Origin of the sequence: Cruoricaptor ignavus (genome assembly GCF_014961145.1) — a bacterium.
Lineage (GTDB): Bacteria > Bacteroidota > Bacteroidia > Flavobacteriales > Weeksellaceae > Cruoricaptor > Cruoricaptor ignavus.
Genome location: NZ_CP063145.1, coordinates 336,349 through 356,542, shown reverse-complemented (window position 1 = coordinate 356,542; position 20,194 = coordinate 336,349). Strand labels below are relative to the sequence as shown.

General features: G+C 44.6%; 15 protein-coding genes. 5 read left to right on the top strand and 10 right to left on the bottom strand.

The window, feature by feature from the left end; genetic code table 11:
• Positions 1 to 25: 25 nt before the first annotated feature.
• Positions 26 to 2,425: a phenylalanine--tRNA ligase subunit beta gene (gene pheT, locus IMZ16_RS01570; RefSeq protein WP_193440225.1), complete on the bottom strand. Its 2,400-nt coding sequence runs from the start codon at positions 2,423 to 2,425 to the stop codon at positions 26 to 28.
• 158 nt (positions 2,426 to 2,583) lie between these two features.
• Positions 2,584 to 3,711, bottom strand: coding sequence for a DNA polymerase III subunit beta (gene dnaN, locus IMZ16_RS01565; protein WP_193440224.1), 1,128 nt, complete (start codon positions 3,709 to 3,711; stop codon positions 2,584 to 2,586).
• A gap of 102 nt (positions 3,712 to 3,813) precedes the next feature.
• Here dnaN and IMZ16_RS01560 point away from each other — a divergent pair, with 102 nt between their 5' ends.
• Positions 3,814 to 4,176: a diacylglycerol kinase gene (locus IMZ16_RS01560; RefSeq protein ID WP_193440223.1), complete on the top strand. Its 363-nt coding sequence runs from the start codon at positions 3,814 to 3,816 to the stop codon at positions 4,174 to 4,176.
• On the opposite strand, the gene IMZ16_RS01555 is transcribed toward IMZ16_RS01560, so the two are convergent.
• Positions 4,173 to 7,862, bottom strand: coding sequence for a phosphoribosylformylglycinamidine synthase (locus tag IMZ16_RS01555; protein ID WP_193440222.1), 3,690 nt, complete (start codon positions 7,860 to 7,862; stop codon positions 4,173 to 4,175). The two genes, IMZ16_RS01560 and IMZ16_RS01555, sit on opposite strands and share 4 nt — an antisense overlap.
• Positions 7,863 to 7,882: 20 nt before the next feature.
• Positions 7,883 to 9,310 carry an adenylosuccinate lyase gene (gene purB, locus IMZ16_RS01550; RefSeq protein ID WP_193440221.1) on the bottom strand — a complete coding sequence of 476 codons (1,428 nt, stop codon included), beginning with the start codon at positions 9,308 to 9,310 and terminating at the stop codon, positions 7,883 to 7,885.
• Between the two features lie 105 nt (positions 9,311 to 9,415).
• Here purB and IMZ16_RS01545 point away from each other — a divergent pair, with 105 nt between their 5' ends.
• On the top strand, positions 9,416 to 9,721 hold the full coding sequence (locus IMZ16_RS01545) for a YbeD family protein (RefSeq protein WP_073178171.1): 306 nt from the start codon (positions 9,416 to 9,418) through the stop codon (positions 9,719 to 9,721).
• An 8-nt stretch (positions 9,722 to 9,729) separates the two neighbouring features.
• On the opposite strand, the gene IMZ16_RS01540 is transcribed toward IMZ16_RS01545, so the two are convergent.
• From IMZ16_RS01540 to IMZ16_RS01525, 4 genes are read right to left on the bottom strand one after another with little or no spacing between them, the layout of a single operon-like run.
• Complete coding sequence (locus tag IMZ16_RS01540) at positions 9,730 to 10,074, bottom strand: ArsC/Spx/MgsR family protein (RefSeq protein WP_193440220.1); 345 nt, start codon at positions 10,072 to 10,074, stop codon at positions 9,730 to 9,732.
• 9 nt (positions 10,075 to 10,083) lie between these two features.
• Positions 10,084 to 10,698 carry a deoxynucleoside kinase gene (locus IMZ16_RS01535; RefSeq protein ID WP_193440219.1) on the bottom strand — a complete coding sequence of 205 codons (615 nt, stop codon included), beginning with the start codon at positions 10,696 to 10,698 and terminating at the stop codon, positions 10,084 to 10,086.
• A 3-nt stretch (positions 10,699 to 10,701) separates the two neighbouring features.
• A complete protein-coding gene (locus IMZ16_RS01530; RefSeq protein ID WP_193440218.1) occupies positions 10,702 to 11,445 on the bottom strand; it encodes a hypothetical protein in 744 nt (247 codons plus the stop codon).
• Positions 11,446 to 12,468: a glutaminyl-peptide cyclotransferase gene (locus IMZ16_RS01525; protein WP_193440217.1), complete on the bottom strand. Its 1,023-nt coding sequence runs from the start codon at positions 12,466 to 12,468 to the stop codon at positions 11,446 to 11,448.
• Between the two features lie 133 nt (positions 12,469 to 12,601).
• On the opposite strand from IMZ16_RS01525, the gene IMZ16_RS01520 reads away from it, so the two are divergent.
• Both IMZ16_RS01520 and lysS read left to right on the top strand, forming a co-directional pair.
• A complete protein-coding gene (locus IMZ16_RS01520; RefSeq protein ID WP_193440216.1) occupies positions 12,602 to 13,744 on the top strand; it encodes an MBL fold metallo-hydrolase in 1,143 nt (380 codons plus the stop codon).
• A 25-nt stretch (positions 13,745 to 13,769) separates the two neighbouring features.
• Positions 13,770 to 15,467 (top strand): lysine--tRNA ligase, encoded by a 1,698-nt coding sequence (gene lysS / locus IMZ16_RS01515; protein ID WP_193440215.1) that lies wholly within the window; start codon positions 13,770 to 13,772, stop codon positions 15,465 to 15,467.
• 20 nt (positions 15,468 to 15,487) lie between these two features.
• Here the strand turns inward: lysS and IMZ16_RS01510 are convergent, their stop codons facing one another.
• A complete protein-coding gene (locus IMZ16_RS01510) occupies positions 15,488 to 16,213 on the bottom strand; it encodes a TrmH family RNA methyltransferase (RefSeq protein ID WP_193440214.1) in 726 nt (241 codons plus the stop codon).
• Between IMZ16_RS01510 and tamL the strand changes: the two genes are divergently transcribed.
• Positions 16,199 to 18,766 (top strand): translocation and assembly module lipoprotein TamL, encoded by a 2,568-nt coding sequence (gene tamL / locus IMZ16_RS01505; protein WP_193440213.1) that lies wholly within the window; start codon positions 16,199 to 16,201, stop codon positions 18,764 to 18,766. The genes IMZ16_RS01510 and tamL overlap by 15 nt on opposite strands.
• On the opposite strand, the gene hisS is transcribed toward tamL, so the two are convergent.
• Positions 18,763 to 20,118, bottom strand: coding sequence for a histidine--tRNA ligase (gene hisS, locus IMZ16_RS01500; RefSeq protein ID WP_193440212.1), 1,356 nt, complete (start codon positions 20,116 to 20,118; stop codon positions 18,763 to 18,765). The genes tamL and hisS overlap by 4 nt on opposite strands.
• Positions 20,119 to 20,194: the final 76 nt, after the last annotated feature.

Genomic DNA, 20,194 nt, shown 5'->3' with positions numbered 1-20,194 from the left:
AATTTTTGCCAAATTTACAAAATTCCTAAGCACGAAGTTCCGCGCCGAAATCTTTCTCAAAAGTTTTAATCAGGCTGTTCATCGTCTCGGCAATTTCCTTTTCTTCCAAAGTTTTTTCTGGGTTCAGCAGCTCAAAGCTCAGGGCGTAAGATTTTTTGCCTTCCGGTAAATTCTTGCCCTCATAAACATCAAACAAATTCACCGACTGCAAAATCTCAATATTCCTACTTATGGCAGATTTATAAAGCTCTGAGTATGAAACACTTGCATCTACAAGCAGCGCCAAATCCCTTCTGATTTTGTTAAATTTCGGAATTTCCTTCAGTTTGAAATTTTCCGTTTTGCGAAGACTGTGCGCCGTTTCCAGTTCAATTTCCGCATAAAATGCTTCCTGTTCTACATCGGCTTCCTTCAAAAGTTTTGGCGAAACTTTCCCTAATCTTGCCAAGGTTTTCTCTCCGGAATAAAATTCCAGCGCATCGCTGAAACGCCCGTCCTGCAAGGCTTTCTCGTGAATTTCCACGCCAAGTTTTGAGAGCAGCAAATTCACATAAGACTTGAGATAATAGAAATCAGTGGCAGATTTCGGCACAAGCCAATTTTCCGCAAACTGCCTCCCCGAAAGCAAAATCCCAAGTTGCTTCCGCTCTTCGTAATTTTCTTTTTTGAAATAAATTTTCCCGAACTCGAAAAATTTAATGTCCGGATTTTTCCGGTTGATGTTGAACGCCGCGTTTTCCAGCAGGCCTTCCAGAAGAGATTGCCGCATAAATTCTAAGTCGCCACTTAAAGGATTTAGCAGTTTCACGGCATCGGTTTCTTCTTTCAGCGCAGTTAGCGAATTGTTCATCACCTCGTTAAAACCGCTGCTCTGCAGAGTTCTCGCCCAGGAATTTTCCAGCTCATCCTGATCCTGCAAATTCAGCGAAACCGGCGTGAACGAGATTTTTTGCGGCGCATCAATTTTATTGTAACCGTAAATCCGAAGTACTTCCTCAATCACATCTATTTCCCTTGTCACATCGGTTTTAAACGGTGGCACAGCCAGTTCCAGTCCGTTCGGAATTTCGTTCAGAATCTGAATTTCCAGCAGGCGCAGAATTTCCTTCACCTTTTCCCGATGAATTTTCACGCCAAGAATTTCGTCCAGCGCAGAATAGCGCAGCACCACATAATGCTCCTTTATTTTTTCGGGATAAAATTCCAGCAGCTCGCCTTTCAGCTTTCCGCCGGCAATTTCTTCGATAAGATTGATGGCCAGGGTCATCGCTGTTTTCACAATATTCGGATCGGTTCCCCGCTCAAAACGGAAGGAAGCATCCGTGTTCAAAGCGTGATGCTTAGCGGCTTTGCGCACACTTACCGGATCGAAATACGCACTTTCCAGGAAAATATTTTTCGTCTCAGAATTCACGCCGGAATGCTGCCCTCCAAAAACACCGGCAATGCACATCGGTTGATTTTCGCCGTCCTTTATCATAATTTCCGCACCGTTCAGCGTGCGCTCTGTGCCGTCCAAAGTCGTAAATTTCGTTCCGGCTGGCACCGTTCCCACACGAACCTTTTTGCCCTGAATTTTATCCGCATCGAAAGCGTGCATCGGCTGACCGACACCGTGCAGAATGTAATTCGTGATGTCCACCACATTGTTTATCGGCGAAAGCCCGATGGCTTTTAGCCTTTGCTGAAGCCATTCCGGCGAATCCGTGATTTCCACATTTTCAATCACCGCACCGATGTATCTTGGCGAAAATTTCGCGTCTTCCACCTCCAGTTCAAATCCGCTAATTCCCTCACTATCAATTTTTTGCGAAGAAATTTTCTCAAATTCTGACGGCAAATTGTTCGCGCTAAGGTAGGCGTTTAAATCCCGTGCAACGCCGTAATGAGACATCGCATCGGCACGGTTTGGCGTAAGGCCTATTTCAAAAACGCTGTCCTTCACCACATCGAAATAATCCGAAAATTTCCTGCCGATTTCATACTGATTTTCGTCCAAAACCATTATGCCATCGTGGTTTTCAGAAATGCCGAGCTCATCTTCTGCGCATATCATACCCTGCGATTTTTCGCCACGGATTTTCGCCTCCTTTATCTCAAAAAAATTCCCGGATTTATCGTAAATCTTCGTGCCGATGGTTGCCACAGGAACAATTTGCCCGGCAGCAACATTGGGTGCGCCGCAAACTATTTCCAGAATTTCGCCGCCTACATCCACAGTAGTTTTGCTGAGTTTATCGGCATTTGGATGCTTTTCGCAGGTCAAAACTTTTCCGACAACTATTCCTTCCAAACCGCCGCGAAAATTTTCGTAAGATTCGATGCCTTCTACTTCCAGACCAATATCGGTAAGATATTCCGCGATTTTTTCAACTTTTAAATCCGTGGAAATAAATTCCGACAGCCAATTATGCGAGATTTTCATTTTGCTAAAAGTAACCCGGCAAATATCGTGATTTAAAGCTAATTTTCCGAAATTTTTGAGCGGATAGCCTTCGATTATTTTTGTCCGTTTTATACAAAAAAAAGAGACACAGAAAAATTTCTGCGCCTCTAAGCCTTAGCCTAAAACTTATACTAAAATTACATCCCAATCACCGGCATTGAAAGCATCAGGATATGCTCCTCGTCTTCCAAACCATCCACCGGCTCTACAATTCCAGGGCGGTTGGGCTGAGACATTTTCATCGTGATGTCTTCCGAGCCAAGCACCGAAAGCATTTCCGTCAAAAATTTCGAGCTGAAGCCGATGTTGATATCTTCGCCGCTGTAATCGCACGGAATCTGCATATCTGCCTTGTTTGCAAATTCGGTGTCTTCAGCGTGAAGGTGCAGGAGGTTTCCGGACAGTTTAAACCTCACTTGGTTCGTCGATTTGTTCGACATAATAGATGCCCTTCTGATGGCGTTCAGAAGCAGCGAACGATTGATTGTCAGCAAGTTAGGATTTTCTTTCGGGATAACTGCAGAATAATTCGGATACTTTCCATCAATCAAACGGCAAATCCAGGTATTGTTACCAAAGCTGAATTTCGCCATATTTTCGTTGAACTCAATCGTCACATCATCGTTGGAATTCGCCAGCACATTTTTGAAAATGTTCAGCGGTTTTTTCGGCATAATGAATTCCATAGGCTCACCTTTCAAATCGGTGCGCTTGTACACCACCAAACGATGAGAATCCGTGGAAACGAAGTTGGCCTCATCTTCCTTGAACTGGAACAGAACGCCCGTCATCACAGGTCTCAGCGAATCATTAGAAGTTGCAAAAAGCGTGTTGGACAAAGCTTCGGCCAGAACGCCGGCAGGAAGCTTCACACTTTGCGACGCATCAAATTCCGGAATTTCCGGATAGTCATTAGCGTTGTCCAAGGCCACGGAAAAATTATCCTTTTCGTCCAAGATTTCCAGTTGCTGGCCGGTGCCTTCCGCATTTTCACGCACAGAAAGCGTCAAAGGCTGCTCGCCATAAGTTTTCACGAAATCCTGAAAAGTTTTTGCAGGCACAGCGATTTTGCCCGAATCATCGGAACGCACTTCCAGCTCTGTAATCAGCGTGGTTTCGCCGTCCGAAGCCGTAATTTTCAGCGTTTCGCCGTTCAGTTCGAAAAGATAATTTTCCAGTATCGGTCTGCTCTGCGAGCTTGAAATCACGCCGCTTACCGTTTGCAGCGCCTTTTGCAGCTCGCCGCTTGAAACCATAAATTTCATAAATCCGAAATTTTTTACAAATATAAAAATATAAACGCCGCCTGGAAATTTCTATGGCAAAAATTTCACCGCCCAAAATTGCGATTTTTTAATTTTGCGGGGATGAAACGCCACAGCATTTTCCAAAGTTTCCGCTTCGCTTTCAGCGGTCTTCGCTCTATGTTTCGTGAGCGGAATTTCCAGATTGAATTCGCGGCATTGCTGATTAATCTTGCGCTGATTTTCCTGCTGGAACTTAGCCCGCAGGATTCTGCAATGATTTTGCTGATTTGCGCTGCCGTTCTTTCCGCGGAAATTTTCAACACAGCAGTTGAAAAAATCTGCGATTTCATCCAGCCCAGCCAAGATGTCCGAATAAAATTCATCAAGGATATTTCTGCAGGTGCCGTTCTGCTGCTGGCTTTCGCAGCAATTGCCGCCGCAATTCTGATTTACCCTAAATACCTTTCCGTTCTCTTCAGTTAGCTACGGAAATATTCCACACCGTTGCGGAAAATATTATGGTAATTGGCATCAGGAATGTTTTTCATCAGGCCTTCGGAAAATCTTTCACCGTGCCCCATTCTGCCGTAAATTTTTCCACATTCTGATGTAATTCCCTCGATTCCGAAAAGCGAAGCGTTCGGATTGTGCGGCATTCCGTGCGCTATATTCCCTTCAAAATCAACATATTGCGTAGCGATTTGGCCTTTTCGGTACAGCTGCTCAATCACAGGTTCGCTCGCTACAAAACGGCCTTCACCGTGCGAAATCGGGATGGTGAAAATCTGGTCTTTCATCCCATTCAGCCACGGTGATTGCTCGCTCACAACTTTCACATTCACCATTTGTGAAATATGCCTGCCGATTTTATTGTTCGTCAAAGTCGGTGCGTTTTCATCCAAATCACTAATTTCGCCGAAAGTCACCAGCCCGGATTTTATCAGCGCCTGGAAACCGTTGCAGATTCCCAGGATCAGGCCGTCTCTTTCCAGCAGTTCGTGCACCGCATTTTTTATGCGTTCGTTTTTCAGCACATTTACCATAAATTTAGCGGAACCGTCCGGTTCATCGCCATTAGAAAAACCACCAGAAAAAACAATTATCTGAGATTTTGAAATCTGTCGTGCCCATTCATCAATACTTTCTTTTATTTGGCTGTTATTCAGTGATTTAAATACAGAATTGGAAACTAAAGCGCCTTCTTTTCTGAATGCATTAATAGTTTCATATTCACAATTAGTCCCGGGGAAAATTGGCAAAAAAACGGATGGTTTTGAAATTTTAATAGATTTTCTTTGTGGAATTTCATTTTTTAAGGCAAAGGAGCTTTCCACTTCCACAATTTTTGGATCGGTTTCTTTAAAAGGGAAAAGATCTGCAAAAGTGGATTTGTAAGCTTGAAGCAATTTAGAGATATCAAAATCTAAGTCATTTATTTTTAGGTAGTTACCGTTAATGACTTCACCTATTGGTTCAATCAGGTTGGAATCAATATTTTCTCTCGATTCAAAGATGATGGACCCTATATTTTTTTTAAGGAGTTTTGAATCGTCATATTGTATGCTCGCTCCGTTTTTGTTTCCGAAACTCATTTTTGCGAGTGCCACCGCTACTCCGCCTCCCTTCACAGTTTTGGCTGAAACGATTTTCCCACTTTTAATATTTCCGTTTATCAGCCTGAAAACCTGTTTCAGTGCGTCATAATCAGGGAGTCCGTTGGGCTGCGGAGTATGCTCAAATAAATAAATTTTATTCCCGGGTTCTTTAAATTCCGGCGAAATTATGCTTGATTTTTCTCCTGGTGCGCAGGCGAACGAAATCAAAGTTGGCGGAACATTTAAATCCTGAAATGTACCAGACATACTGTCCTTACCTCCGATTGCTGCTAGTTCCAAATTCATCTGAGCGTCATAAGCGCCAAGCAGGGATGCCAAGGGCTTGCCCCACTTCGCAGGCTCTGTTCCTAGCTTTTCAAAATACTCCTGAAAGCTGAGCCGGATTTTTTGATAATCTCCGCCCATGGCCACTATTTTCGCAACGCTTTCCACTACTGCATTTGCAGCTCCGATGAGGGAATTTCTCGCGGAAAGGTCAGGATCGAATCCCCAGGCTGCCATCGATACTGTTTCCACATCCTCAGCATTCAGCACCGGCAGTGAATGCACACTTCCCTCCATCATCGTCTCCTGGTACCGTCCGCCAAAAGGCATTGCTACGGTGGTACCGCCTACGCTGGAGTCGAACATTTCTACCAGACCTTTCTGAGAAGCGTTATTCATAGCGGATAGTTCAGCGATGAAGTTTTTTTCGTTAAACTCAATATGGTTTTCAGTGATTTCTTCAAGGTGTGAGACTTCAGCAGTCTGCACTTTGGCGCAGCCATTTGTGCTCAGAAATTCCCTGCTGATGTCTACTATAGTCCTGCCCTGCCAGTGCATCCGCATCCTGCCACTATCGGTGACTTTCCCGATTTCGAAGGCGTGAAGGTTTTCTGATTCACAAAGGTGAAGAAATTTCTCCTTATCTTTCGCAGAAATCACCGCTGCCATACGCTCCTGAGATTCGGAAATAGCGAGCTCTGTGCCGTTCAGTCCGCCGTATTTCAAGGGCATACTGTCAAGATTAATATCAATGCTCTCTGCAATTTCTCCGATGGCTACTGATACGCCGCCCGCCCCGAAATCGTTGGATTTTTTTATCAGTTTCGTAAATTCCGGGTTGCGCATTAGGCGCTGCATCTTCCGCTCCGTAACGGGGTTCCCCTTCTGTACCTCGGTAGATAGCGTAAGTATGGAATCTTCATTCTGCTCCTTGGAACTTCCGGTAGCGCCTCCCACGCCATCCCGGCCGGTATATCCGCCAAAAACCATTACAATGTCGCCTGCCAAAGGCTTTTCGCGTTTTACCCAATCCTTTGGCACGGCACCCACCACGAAGCCCGTTTCCAGACGCTTGGCTTTATAACCTTCGTGGTAAAACTCGCTGATGATGGTACTTGCAACGCCTATTTGGTTTCCGTAGGATGAAAACCCATCCGCAGCCCCTTTTGTGATCACCTTTTGCGGAAGCTTTCCTGGGATGGTCTCAGAAACGGGCTCTAGGACATTGGCAGCGCCGGAAACTCTCATCGCCTGGTACACATACGCCCGACCGGAGAGCGGATCGCGGATGGCACCGCCAAGGCAGGTGGAAGCACCGCCGTAAGGCTCAATTTCCGTAGGGTGGTTGTGGGTTTCGTTTTTAAACAGAAGGTACCAGGGCTCGGTTTTGCCATCGTATTTCGCTTCAACTTCGATGGTGCAGGCATTGATTTCATCAGAAATTACCAGGTCATCCAGCTGTCCTTTTTTGTGGAAATACTTTGCCGCGATGGTCCCCAAATCCATCAGGGAAACTGCGCGGTTCTCTCTGCCGAGAAACCTTCTCTTCTCCTGATAATCAGCGAAAATGCGCTCTAATGTTTCTTTATATTGCCCTGTAAATTTTATATCAGTAAGTGCAGTTTCAAAAGTGGTGTGTCGGCAGTGGTCGCTCCAGTAGGTGTCCAGAACTTTTAGCTCTGTTTCTGTCGGGTTTCTTTGTTCGCTGATGAAATACTGCTGAATATGCTGCATATCGTCCAAACCAAAGGAAAAGCCGTTTTTTTTGTAGAAATTTTGCAGTTGTTCCTCATTGAAATTAATAAAACCCTCGTGGGCTTTTACGGGCGCAGGCTCTCCCTCCTGAGGTATTTGCAGTTCTGCAAGATTCTTTTCCTGCCGCTCCACCGCATTGATGAGATAATGCCTGATTTCCTTCAATTCTGCTTCAGTAGCTCCCTGCAGTTCTACTGCCTTGCCGCTTCGTACCGTGGCGCCGGTATTACCGGTAAGCAGGGCGATACACTGCTCCGCGGCATCCGCGCGCTGATCGTATTGCCCGGGCAAAAATTCCATCGCAATGAATGGATTTTTCAGCGGATTTTCTGTGTGAAGGATGTCCGTAACGGGGTCCGCAAAGGTGGTAAATTTTACTGCCTCCAGTTCCTCTGAGGAAATTCCGAAAATGTCATAAATTTGGTAAACCTTTGCGGACTGGAGCGCAGGCGCAGCCGTCTTCAGATCTTTATAAAGTTTGGCGCTCTCCACATCAAAATCGGCTCTGCGCTCTACAAAAATTCTTGTGTTCATTTAAAAGCGTTTGCTTAAAATTATACCTTCAGCTCCGCGGCTTCCGTGATTTCATTCCTATATTTTTCGAGAATTGGCAGCACCTCAGTCCGGATAAATTCCTCCGTTTGCACTGGTGCGAAACCTATAAAGTTCTTAGGCTCAAGCACTTCGGAAATTTTCGACTTATCCATTTTCAGCGAATCATCATTCATCAGGCGTTCAATCAGGTCGTTTTCCTTGCCCTCCATTTTCACCATTCTGCTCGCTTCCATCGAATGTTTACGGATGGTTTCGTGAATTTCCTGCCTGTCTCCACCAGCCTTCACCTCCTCCATAATAATGTATTCCGTCGCCATAAATGGCAGCTCTTCATCGATATGTTTCCGAATGCGGTTTTCGTAAACAATTAGGCCATTCATTATATTATTCCAAATCAGCAAAATAGCATCTACCGCCAGAAAAGCCTGCGGAATTGTCAGCCTTTTGTTGGCAGAATCATCCAGCGTTCTTTCAAACCACTGCGTTGCAGCCACCATTGCAGAAGAGTTTTGCAGAGAAATTACAAATTTTGCCAAAGCTCCTATTCTTTCCGAGCGCATCGGATTTCTTTTGTATGCCATCGCTGAAGAGCCGATTTGATTTTTCTCAAAAGGTTCCTCTATTTCTTTAAGATTTTGCAAAAGCCTTAAATCATTGCTGAACTTATGGGCAGATTGTGCAATGTTCGACAAAAGCGACAACACTTTCGCATCAATTTTCCTGTCATAAGTTTGCCCGGAAACTCCGAAAACATTCTCAAAACCGAATCTTTTGGAAAGTTCCCTGTCCAGATATTTCACCTTGGAATAATCTCCGGCGAAAAGCTCCAGAAAGCTTGCGGCAGTTCCTGTAGTGCCCTTCACGCCGCGAAATCTCAGCGTTTCCAGGAAAAATTCCAGCTCTTCAAAATCCAGGATCAAGGATTGCAGCCAGAGCGTCGCCCTTTTCCCAACCGTTGTGAGCTGTGCCGGCTGAAAATGCGTGAAACCGAGCGTTGGTAAGTCCTTGTATTTCAATGCAAACTCTGCAAGGGAGTTGATAATACTGACAAGTTTTTTTCTGAGAATCAGCAGTCCGTCACGGATTTGTATCAGATCCGTATTATCGCCAACGAAAGCCGATGTCGCCCCAAGGTGGATAATTGCCCTCGCAGATGGTGCGGCATCGCCGTATGTGTGTACATGCGCCATCACATCGTGCCGAAATTCCTGCTCGTATGCTCTGGCTTTTTCATAATCAATATTTTCTGCAGTTGCCTTTAGATCAGCAATTTGCGTATCGGATATCTCCAACCCCAGCTCTTTCTGGATCTCTGCCAGCGCAATCCACAGCTGCCGCCAGGTTCTAAATTTTTTATCGTTGGAGAAATTAAAAAGCATTTCCCCGCTGGCATATCGCTCCTTGAGTGGGTTCTTGTAAGTATCCATAAATCTGTAGTGGATTAAAACATCAAAAATAGGAAATTATAAGTAATTTGGCGCAGAATTTGGTAATAAAATCGCCACCCTTAAATTATTTTTTTGTCAAAAAAAATGGAAATATTTCAGAATTCCTCAAATCCTAATCCGGATGAATTTTATGCAAATTTAAAATTGCGCCTGGAAGAAAATCATAACTTTCCGGAAAATTATATTTTCAAATTTGTCCTGCCGAATGATCAGCTGAAACTCATCGAGCTGCTGCGTGTGTTCGACGGGTTGAAATATACGATGTCTAGCCGCGAAAGCAAGAACGCCAAATACATATCCATTACGCTGGACGCCTTTGTACTGGATGCTGATGATGTCATCCGTAGGTATAAATCCGCCGGGGAAATCTCGGGAATAATGATGCTTTAAGCTGAGGATTATCCTTCAATAAAGAACCGGATATTTTCAAGCGGCCTGCCGATCATTGCTACCGGACCTTTGATTAATATCGGTCTTTGCAGGAGTTCAGGGTTTTTGCTGAGAATTTTCACCCAATCTTCTTCTGTTTTCGCTTCCCGGCTATACTGAGGATAGAGCGGATCGTTTTTGCGAATTATTTCTGTAACCTCTAAATTCAGTTTACGCAGTAATGTCCTGATTTCCAGCTCACTAAGTGGATTCTTAATGATGTCAATTATCTCAAACTGAATACCGTTTTCATCCAGATATTCCAACGCTGCCCTAGATTTCGAACAGGAGTTATTGTGAAGGATTTTGATCATTTTGCAAATTTAAAACAAACCGTGCAGCTCGCCCTCTATTTTTTCCAGTATAAACCCGAAATCTTCCGGCTTTTCTACAAAATCCAAATCGTCCACTTCAATTATTAGCAACTTGCCCTCTTTATATTCCGAAATCCATTTTTCGTATTTTTGGTTGAGTTTTGTTAAATAATCGATACTAATGGACGCTTCATAATCCCGCCCTCTTTTGTAAATTTTTTTTACAAGATTCGGTACATCAGATTTTAGGTAAATCAGCAAATCCGGAGCGAGGATAAAGCTTTTCATCAACTCGAAAAGCGAGAGGTAATTATTAAAATCCCGCTGAGAAAGAAGCTGCATATCATACAGATTTTCAGCAAAAATATACGCGTCCTCATAGATTGTCCTATCCTGCACTACGCTCTCCCCGCTCTCGCGTATCTCCTTCACCTGCCGGAACCTGCTGCCTAAAAAATAAATCTGCAGCGCGAAACTCCACTTAGACATATCTGCGTAAAAATCCTCCAGATACGGATTGTGCTCCACATCCTCGAAATGCGGTTTCCACCCATAATGCTTCGCGAGCATTGTAGTCAGCGTGGTTTTCCCAGCCCCGATATTTCCGGTGACAGCAATGTGCATTTTTTATTTTGTGTTTTTCTTAAAATTTTGTGCAATAATCTTACAATTCTTCAAAATGTAAGCATTCTCAGAATTGAGAGTAATCTCCTCATCAGGCGCCAGCTGATAGACAGCCACAAGTTTATCATCCGTAATACTCTCCACTCTGCCGGGGCTGGTTATAAATAATTCTGAGTTATTAATTTGCAACCTCTTACCACCTGAAACATCAAAAGTTTTTATCATTTCACCGCTAAGATTGAAAACATTCAGAGAATTTTCTGATAAAATATATATTTTATCCTTGAAAATGATAATATCCTTGATTTCCATAAAATTAATAGCCAACGGTATTGCAGAAATCTCCCTCCGTTCACGGAGGTGGTACCGGGAAAGCATCCGTCTGTCCGAATTCAGCAGCCAAACCTCCTGTGTATCAGGCGCATAGACGGCTTTCACCCAGCCAAGGTCATTCAAACGAATCCTCTCTATCTCGGTTAGGTTTTGATCTAATATAATGATGCTCTGCGTATTTTCAGAAAACAGCGCGATACTTAGAGGATTGCGCACACTTAATATTCGGAATGGAGCGCGGACTGCCGTTCTCGCTATTTCTGTACCGGATGCATCTGTTTTTATAATTTTAAACTGTTCCCTATCGGTAAAATAAAAATTGCCATAATCATCAGCCAGGAAATCTGAAATTCCGGAAACCTGCCCCGAAATTTTGCAGAAAAATAAAAACGCTATGAGCCAGAAAACTCGCACTTACTGAATTGAAACTTCGTAAATTTTCGACCAGTTTTTCCCGGTCACCAGCATATTTTCACCTTTAAAGGTAATTCCGTTAAGCACATCATCCTGCCCCTTGGTATTCTCCTTAGCAAGCTGAGAAAAATCAATAATGGCAAGCACTTCCCCATTTTCCGGGTTGATTTTCAGCACGATAGCCTGCTGCCACACATTCGCATAGATGTGCCCATCGTGGTACTCCAGCTCGTTCAGCCGGTTGTAAGCCTGGGAGTTCCCCGCCACCGAAATGTAGCGCACCAGCTTCGACGGGTCTTCCGGGCTCAGGAAATACAGATTTTTCGTACCGTCCGAAGCTATCAGGTGCTCCCCGTCGTAGGTTAGCCCCCAGCCCTCTCCCATTACATTTGGGTAAGGAAATTCGCCGATAAGCTTCAGGTCATATTTATTATAGATAAAACCCTTCTTATTCTGCCAGGTAAGCTGATAAACTTTATCCCCCACAATCGTACAGCCTTCAGAAAAAACCTCCGCCGGCTGCTTCGCCATAGCTGTGGCGGTAGTGCTGCCCAGCGCATATTTCAGAATTTGAGAGCTGCCATTTTGCCCGTCCGACTCATAAATCATATTGCCCTCCAGCTGAAAACCCTGCACAAAATTATTTACATCGTGCGGGTACTCCCTTACCAGCGTATAGCTGAGCTGTTTTTCAGGATTCCTCGCAAAAACATTAATCGTGGCATCCTGCACCAGCTCCTTCCCGTCCTTCGTTCTTATCACAAAAGTCACAGCATTATCCCCGAGGGTAAACTTCTTCGGGTCTATCCTCAGGTCGGCAGTATCGTGATTCCCAAAGCTAAGCGACACATTTTCAACATTTTTCAGCACAGATTCTGGCAATTTTATCTTATCTCCAAAATGATAACCTTCCGATTCCATCTCCAAATTATAGTCCGCCAGAGTATTCAGGATTTCTTTGTCCTTGCTGCAGGAAGTCGCAAAAATTGAGGCTGCGATCGCCATTACCAAAGTTTTTTTCATAGCTAAAAATCAATGCCAAATTTAAACAAAATTCCGCTGATTTTATTTTGCGCGCGCCACGACAGTCGGCATCGCCTTGCCTCCTTTTGGATCGCGCCATTTTCGTAAATTTCGCCCCGAAAAATTCAACCCTATGAACATCTGGCAGAAAACAGGCGTAGGCATTCTTGCGGCAGCCGCGGGCGTCACCCTTACCGCAGCCATCATTTTAAACCAAAAAAAATTCGGAAAATCCCCCTCCGGAGAGCGGCTGAACCGCATCCTCAGTAGCCCAAACTACCGCGGCGGGCAGTTCCAGAACGAAGAAAATACGCCCCAGCTAGCGAAAAAATCCTCGTCCCTCGAAATTTTCTCCAAAATGCTACTCGAGAAAATCCCGGAGCGCACGCCAACCTCTGACTTCCATTTTACCAAAACGGAATTAAAAACACTACAGCCAGAAGAAAATATCTTCGTCTGGATGGGGCATTCCTCTTACTTCCTGCAAGTGGGAGGCAAAAAAATCCTCGTGGATCCCGTATTCTCAGGCTACGCATCACCCTTTCCTTTTATGATAAAATCCTTTAGCGGCAGCGATCTGTACACGGCGGAAGACATCCCCGAGCTGGATTTGCTCATCATTACTCACGACCATTGGGACCATCTGGATTACAAAACCGTGCTGAAACTTTTCCCGAAAACTAAAAAGATCGCCACCGGACTCGGTACCGGCGAACACCTGGAGTACTGGGGCTATCCCGCAGAGAATCTTATCGAGCTAAACTGGCAGGAGAGCAGGGAAATTTCTCCCGACTTCATAATCACTGCCCAGCCGGCGAGGCACTTTTCTGGTAGAGGAATGAAGAGAAACGGCGCCGTTTGGGCGAGCTTCGTGCTGGAAATCGATAAAAAGAAAATCTACATCGGTGGAGATTCTGGCTACGGAAGGCATTTCAAAAAAACCGGTGAAAGATTTGGAAGTATTGATCTCGCCATCCTGGAGAACGGGCAGTACAACGAGGACTGGCGGTACATCCATATGCTCCCGGGCCAGCAGCTACAGGCAATGATAGACCTGAATGCCGCGCGGATGATCCCGGTGCACAACTCAAAATTTGCGCTGGCGAGGCACCCGTGGTACGAGCCGCTGGAAAAAATGGATTCAGTAAATAATGGCCGCCTGAATATCCTTTTTCCCGAAATAGGGAAAAAAATAGAATGGGAAAATGATGGGAATCTTCACGAAAAATGGTGGAAAAAATACATTCCCAATGAAAATTCCATTCAAAAAAATTAATTTTGCAGGCTAAAAATCTGAAGAAATGTCGCTATCCGAACAAGAACTTATCCGCCGCGAAAAATTAGAAAAACTGATTGAGCTGGGCATTGAGCCCTTCCCTGCCGCAGAATTTTCGGTGAGCGATACCACGAAAAGCATCCGCGAAAATTTTGCCGAAGGAAAGCAGGTAAAAATCGCCGGAAGGCTGATGAGCAGAAGGATTCAGGGAAAGGCAAGCTTTGCGGAACTGCAGGATTCAGAAGGCAGAATTCAGGTTTATTTTAATCGGGATGAAATTTGCCCGACTGACGATAAGTCCCTGTACAACGATGTTTACAAGCATTTGCTTGACATTGGCGATATCATTGGGGTTGAAGGCGAACTCTTCAAAACCCAGGTTGGTGAGCAAACCGTGATGGTGAAAAATTTTACGCTTCTCACCAAAACTTTGCGCCCATTACCACAGGCAAAAACCGATGAAAACGGCGTGGTACACGATGCCTTCAACGACCCGGAACTGCGGTACAGGCAGCGCTATGTGGATTTGACGGTGAATCCTCAGGTGAAGGAAATCTTCGTGAAGCGCACCAAAATGTTCAATGCGATGCGACAATTTTTCAACGATGCCGGTTATTTTGAAGTGGAAACACCAATCCTGCAGGCCATTCCTGGTGGCGCTGCGGCACGGCCTTTCATCACGCATCACAACGCGCTCGATATTCCGCTGTACCTTAGGATTGCAAACGAACTTTACCTGAAAAGGCTGATCGTAGGAGGTTTTGACGGCGTTTATGAATTTTCCAAAAATTTCCGAAACGAAGGGATGGACCGAACGCACAACCCGGAATTTACGGCGATGGAAATTTATGTGGCGTACAAAGATTACCATTGGATGATGGATTTCACGGAAAGGCTGCTGGAATTTGTGGCCACGGAAGTAAATGGCAAGCCGGAATCTCAGTTTGGCGGGCACACCATCAATTGGAAAGCGCCGTACGAAAGGATTTCGATGACGGACGCCATCTTGAAATTCACCGGATTTGATATTACCGGAAAATCGGAAGACGAGCTAAGGAATTTCGCGCAAAGCATTGGTATTGAAGTAGATGCATCGATGGGCAAAGGAAAAATCATCGATGAAATTTTTGGTGAAAAGTGCGAGCCAAATTTCATTCAGCCAACTTTCATCACGGATTATCCGATAGAAATGTCGCCGCTTACGAAAAAACACCGCAGCAAGGAAGGCCTGACAGAGCGCTTCGAGCTGATGGTTTGCGGAAAGGAAATTGCCAACGCATATTCCGAGCTGAACGACCCGATTGACCAACGGGAAAGGTTTGAAGAGCAGCTGAGGCTCTCAGAAAAAGGCGATGACGAAGCCATGTTCATCGACCAGGATTTCCTTCGGGCGCTGGAATACGGAATGCCGCCAACTGCTGGGCTTGGTGTGGGGATGGACAGGCTGATTATGTTTTTGACGAACAGCCAGAGCATTCAGGAAGTGCTGTTTTTTCCGCAAATGAGGCCAGAAAAATCTACACCGAAAATTGAGCTGAATGCCGATGAACAGGGAATCCTGGACATTCTGAAAAATGAAGAGCGGCAGCTTTTAAATTCGGTAAAAGAGAAATCTCAGCTTTCTGGAAAAAAATGGGACAAGGCTACGAAAAACCTTACCAAAAACAATCTGGTGAAAGTGGAGAAAATCGGCGACGAAATCTGGATGGAGGTTGTGAAATAACTTCCCTATCTTATTGATTTTCAAAACTTTCTGGAAAAAATTTCGCCAAGGATAATTCCTGCAGCAATGGAAACATTCAGGCTTTCTGTAGGATTGCCAAAACGCGGAATCGAAATTTTTCTGTCCAAAAATTCTTCGGTAATTTTTCGGATGCCGTTGCCTTCGTTGCCTAAAATTAGGTTGATATTTTTCGGAAAATCAGCGGTGTAGATATTTTCGCCAAGCATATCGGTGCCTACATTTTCGTTTTGCGAATTTCGCAAAAAATCAGGCAAACCTGTGTAAAAAATATTAACACGGGAAAACGAACCCATACTTGCCTGAATGACTTTAGGATTGTAAAAATCCGCGGTATCATCGCTGCAGATAATTTGCGGAATGCCGAACCAATCGGCAAGGCGAATGATGGTGCCCAAATTTCCTGGATCTTGAATACCATCCAAAACCAAATTGAAATTTGCATCGGTAATCAGCTGATTTTCAGAAAGTTCGCAAACTGCCACTGCGTCTTTCGGATTTTGCAGAAAGCTGATTTTCTTCAATTCCCGCTCAGAAATTCGCTCAACATCAATGCCTAAAAAAAAATCGTCAGGCTCTGTTGCAGTAAAAATTTCCACGATTTTAAATCTGGAACCGATGAGCTCACGAATAGTTTTGAAACCTTCAACCAAAAACAAATTGTATTTTTGCCGGAACTTCTTTTTGTCGAGCGATTGTAAAACCTTGATTTTATGCGCAGTAAGCATTTGCCGAAATATCTTCAAAAGTATCAATATTTTCTCTCATCTGCAATTTTGCTGCTGCTGATTTGGTCGTGCAGCACGACGCGAAAAGTGCCTGACGGAGAGTACCTGCTCACGAAAAACCGGTTTCAGTACGAGGATAAAAATAGCCTCCGCAATGAGCTGCCGGACTATGTGCTGCAGAAGCCTAACCGGCGCGCGCTGTGGGTTTTCCCATTTGGGCTTTGGTTTTATAATATGTCGGATTCTAGGAATGACACGCTGCTCACCGAATATTTTACCTATCCTGCCGACATCCGTAACCAGAAGCTTCGGGATTCTCTTTTCGTAAAATATGGCAGGCCGGAAGATCAGGGCAAAAGTCTTTTCTGGGACAGGGTTTTCCGTAATCTTGGGCAGGGGCCGGTGATCCTTGAGGAGAGCAAAACTGAGGCAGGGGCAGAGAATATCCGTAAGAGGATGGTGTATCGCGGCTTTTGGGATGCCGAAACGGAGTACAAGATTCAGCGGGATTCCGTGGCGAAGAAAGCGCAGGCCAATTATATCATTACTCAAAATGATCCTACAAAAATCAAGGACTTTTATTACAACATACCCGATCCAGAAATTCGCAATTATTATGAAGGGCAATTCAGCAAAAGTCTTGTTAAACCGGGGGGGCGGCTGGATCAGACTGATCTGGAGAAGGAAATAAAACGCATCAACGAGCTGATGCGTAAGGAGGGATACTACAGGTTTAATGCTTCTGGCACGGAAATTTATTTCACGGCCGACACGCTCAGGAGCCGCAAGGAGGTGCCGCTGACGATGGATATTCACAAAGATTCGCTGGATACGCCCTACCGCAAAACCACAATCGGGAATGTGAGCGTTTATCTCCTTGAAAAAATGCAGGATGTTCCAGAAACAGCAAAGGATTCTCTGCGCGGAATTAATTTTTACAAACTTGATAATCAGTACCGTACGCCGCCGCTTTGGCGACCAATAATCCTGAAGCCAGGCGAACTTTACAGCCAGAGGAATCTTGATCTTACAAAGCGGAATATCGCTGCGATGAATAACTTCAGCATAATAAATTATGAAGAAGAGCTGCGCGCAGAGAACGATAGCATCCTGGATGTCCGCTACTATTTGGCGCCACTGCCAAAGTATGAGCTCCGCGTGGCGGGGGATGTCAACTATTCAGAGATTCTGAATTTCGGTGTGTCGCCTTCGGTAGATCTCACCAGCCGCAATCTTTTCGGCGGAGCTGAGAACCTTGTGACGAGCGTTTCCGGAATTGTCGGGAGTGTAAAAAATCCTAAGAATGACAAGCGCTCGCTGGCCTATGAGGCTTCCGCGCAGGTGAATCTTGCCATTCCGAGGCTGCTGCTACCTTTCAAGTACTGGCGGGTACTTCCGAAACGGTACTCCCCCACCTCCACCATTAACATTGGAGCCTCTCAGCAAAATAATATCGGGCTTGGCCGCACGATTTTTAACTTCGGGCTGAATTATTTTGCCAATGTGAACGACATCACCACGCACAAGCTCACACTGTTCAACTGGCAGTACAATATTACCAGAAATAAAGACCGCTATTATGATTATTTTCCAAGAGACGGAGAGATCCGTGACCAGATTTTCCAGCTATACTCTCAGGATTTGTACAGAAAGTTCTCTGAGGGTATCATCACTTCCGACGAAGGTTCGAAAATAATTTGGGATGACAAGGCTTGGCAGTCTCAACTGGACGCAGGGCAAACCGATCTTTTTAATAACTTCCGTCAGTCGCTTGCAAACAAAGACCGACAGACGCAGGATGTACTAATCTCATCTTTTATCTACAATTTTCTGTACAATGAAATTGGCAGAAAGAATATCAGCAACCCATTTTATCTAAGCGCAAAATTTGAAACTTCTGGAAATTTGCTGGGAATTTTTGCGAAAAATGAAAATGAGAATTCAGCCATTACTACCGGTTCTAAAAAACTAATTTTTGATACGCCATACTCCCAGTTTGTAAAGTTTGATGTAGATGTGAGGAAATATTTCCAGTTCGCAGAAGGCAGGCAAACACTAGCTCTTCGGCAGTTCATAGGGGTGGGCGTACCGTACGGAAATTCCTCGCAGATGCCCATTATCCGTTCATATTTCAATGGCGGGTCTAATGACATCCGAGCCTGGAGGGTGTTCGGGGGTCTTGGTCCTGCAGATTCCCAGCTAGACGAGCGGGTACGCTCCTATGTTTTTGATAATGTGAAGCTTACCACCAGTATAGAATACCGGGTACCATTTTCATCGCTATTTGAAGGTGCAGCGTTTGCAGATGCCGGAAACATTTGGTCTACTAAAGATTCTGGATTCAGCGACCAGTTTAAATTTGGAAAATTTATAGGTCAGATGGGCGTGGGTGCAGGCTTCGGGCTACGCCTGAATGTGGCATTCGTAACTCTCCGGCTGGACGCGGCGTACAAAGTGCACGATCCCAACCGGCCGCAGGGCGAGCGGTGGGTCATCAGCAAGTGGCAGCCGCTGAAGCCGATGCTTAATTTTGCCTTCGGATATCCATTTTAAAACTTGCCGGCTAGAAATTCCTTCTGCGATAAATTTCGCTGCTCACCGCTCTGCAGGTTTTTAATGGTCACTGTTTCGTTTTGGATTTCGTCATTTCCAAGAAAAACTATTTCCGAGATACCCTTTTTCTCAGCATAGGTAAACTGCTTTTTCAGTTTGGAAGGCTCTGGATAAAGCTCTGCGGAAATATCTTTTGAACGAAGTTCTGCGATAATTTTTAGCGCTTCTACGGCTTCTACATCGCCATAATTTGCAAAAAGATATTTTACTGAATTCTCAGAGTTTTCAGGGAATTTTTGCAATTCTTCTAAAACGAGATAAATACGGTCTAAACCAAAAGAAATCCCAATTCCCGGCATGTTTTTCACGCCGAAAACCTCCGTCAAATTGTCGTATCTGCCACCACCACCAATCGAACCGATTTCCACATTCTGAGCCTTCACCTCGAAAATTGCACCAGTGTAATAATCGAGACCGCGTGCAAGCGTGATGTCAAAAATCAGGTCTTCCGCAATTCCTAATTTTTCGCATTGTTCAAGAACGAAAGTCAATTCTTCTACGCCCTGTTTTCCAATTTCAGTATGTTCAAATTTTTGCTTGAGAATTTCTAAAACTTCATTTTGCGTCAACTTTTCATCGAAAAGGAAATCCACTTTTTGCAAGGCATCAGCGGAAATTCCCTTGTCAGCCATTTCCTTTTTCACGCCATCTTTCCCAATTTTATCAAGCTTGTCAAGCGCCACGGTAAACTCGATGAGCTGTTCTGAAATTCCTGCAAATTCAGCCAAGCCGCTAAGGATTTTTCGGTTGTTGATGTGGATTTTCACCGGAATCTGCAAATCCTGAAAAGATTTCAAATAAAGCTGAATGAAGTCAATTTCCTGCCAAAGACTTGTGCTGCCCACAGCATCGGCATCGCACTGATAAAACTCACGGAACCTCCCTTTCTGCGGACGATCGGCTCGCCAAACTGGCTGAATTTGGTAGCGCTTAAAAGGCATCACCAGCTGTCCGCTGTTCATCGCGACAAATCGGGCAAAAGGCACCGTCAAATCATAGCGCAAAGCCTTATCGGAAATTTGTGGCGTCAGCGACGAGATATTTTTCAAACCCAATTCTTCATCCGAAATTTTTTCAAGAAAATTCCCGGAATTTAAGATTTTAAAAATGAGCCTATCGCCCTCTTCACCGTACTTTCCGGTAAGTGTTGAAAGATTTTCAAAACTCGGCGTTTCCAAAGGCTGAAAGCCGAAAAGCTCGAAATTTTTCTGCAGAATATTTATGATATATCGCCGCTTTGCAACTTCTTCCGCACCAAAATCTCTTGTGCCTTTCGCTAATGACGGTTTCATAATTTTCGGTTTAAAGCGTAAAAATACAAATTTAATTCACTCAAAAAAATCCGTATTTCATTGCCATATCGTAAAA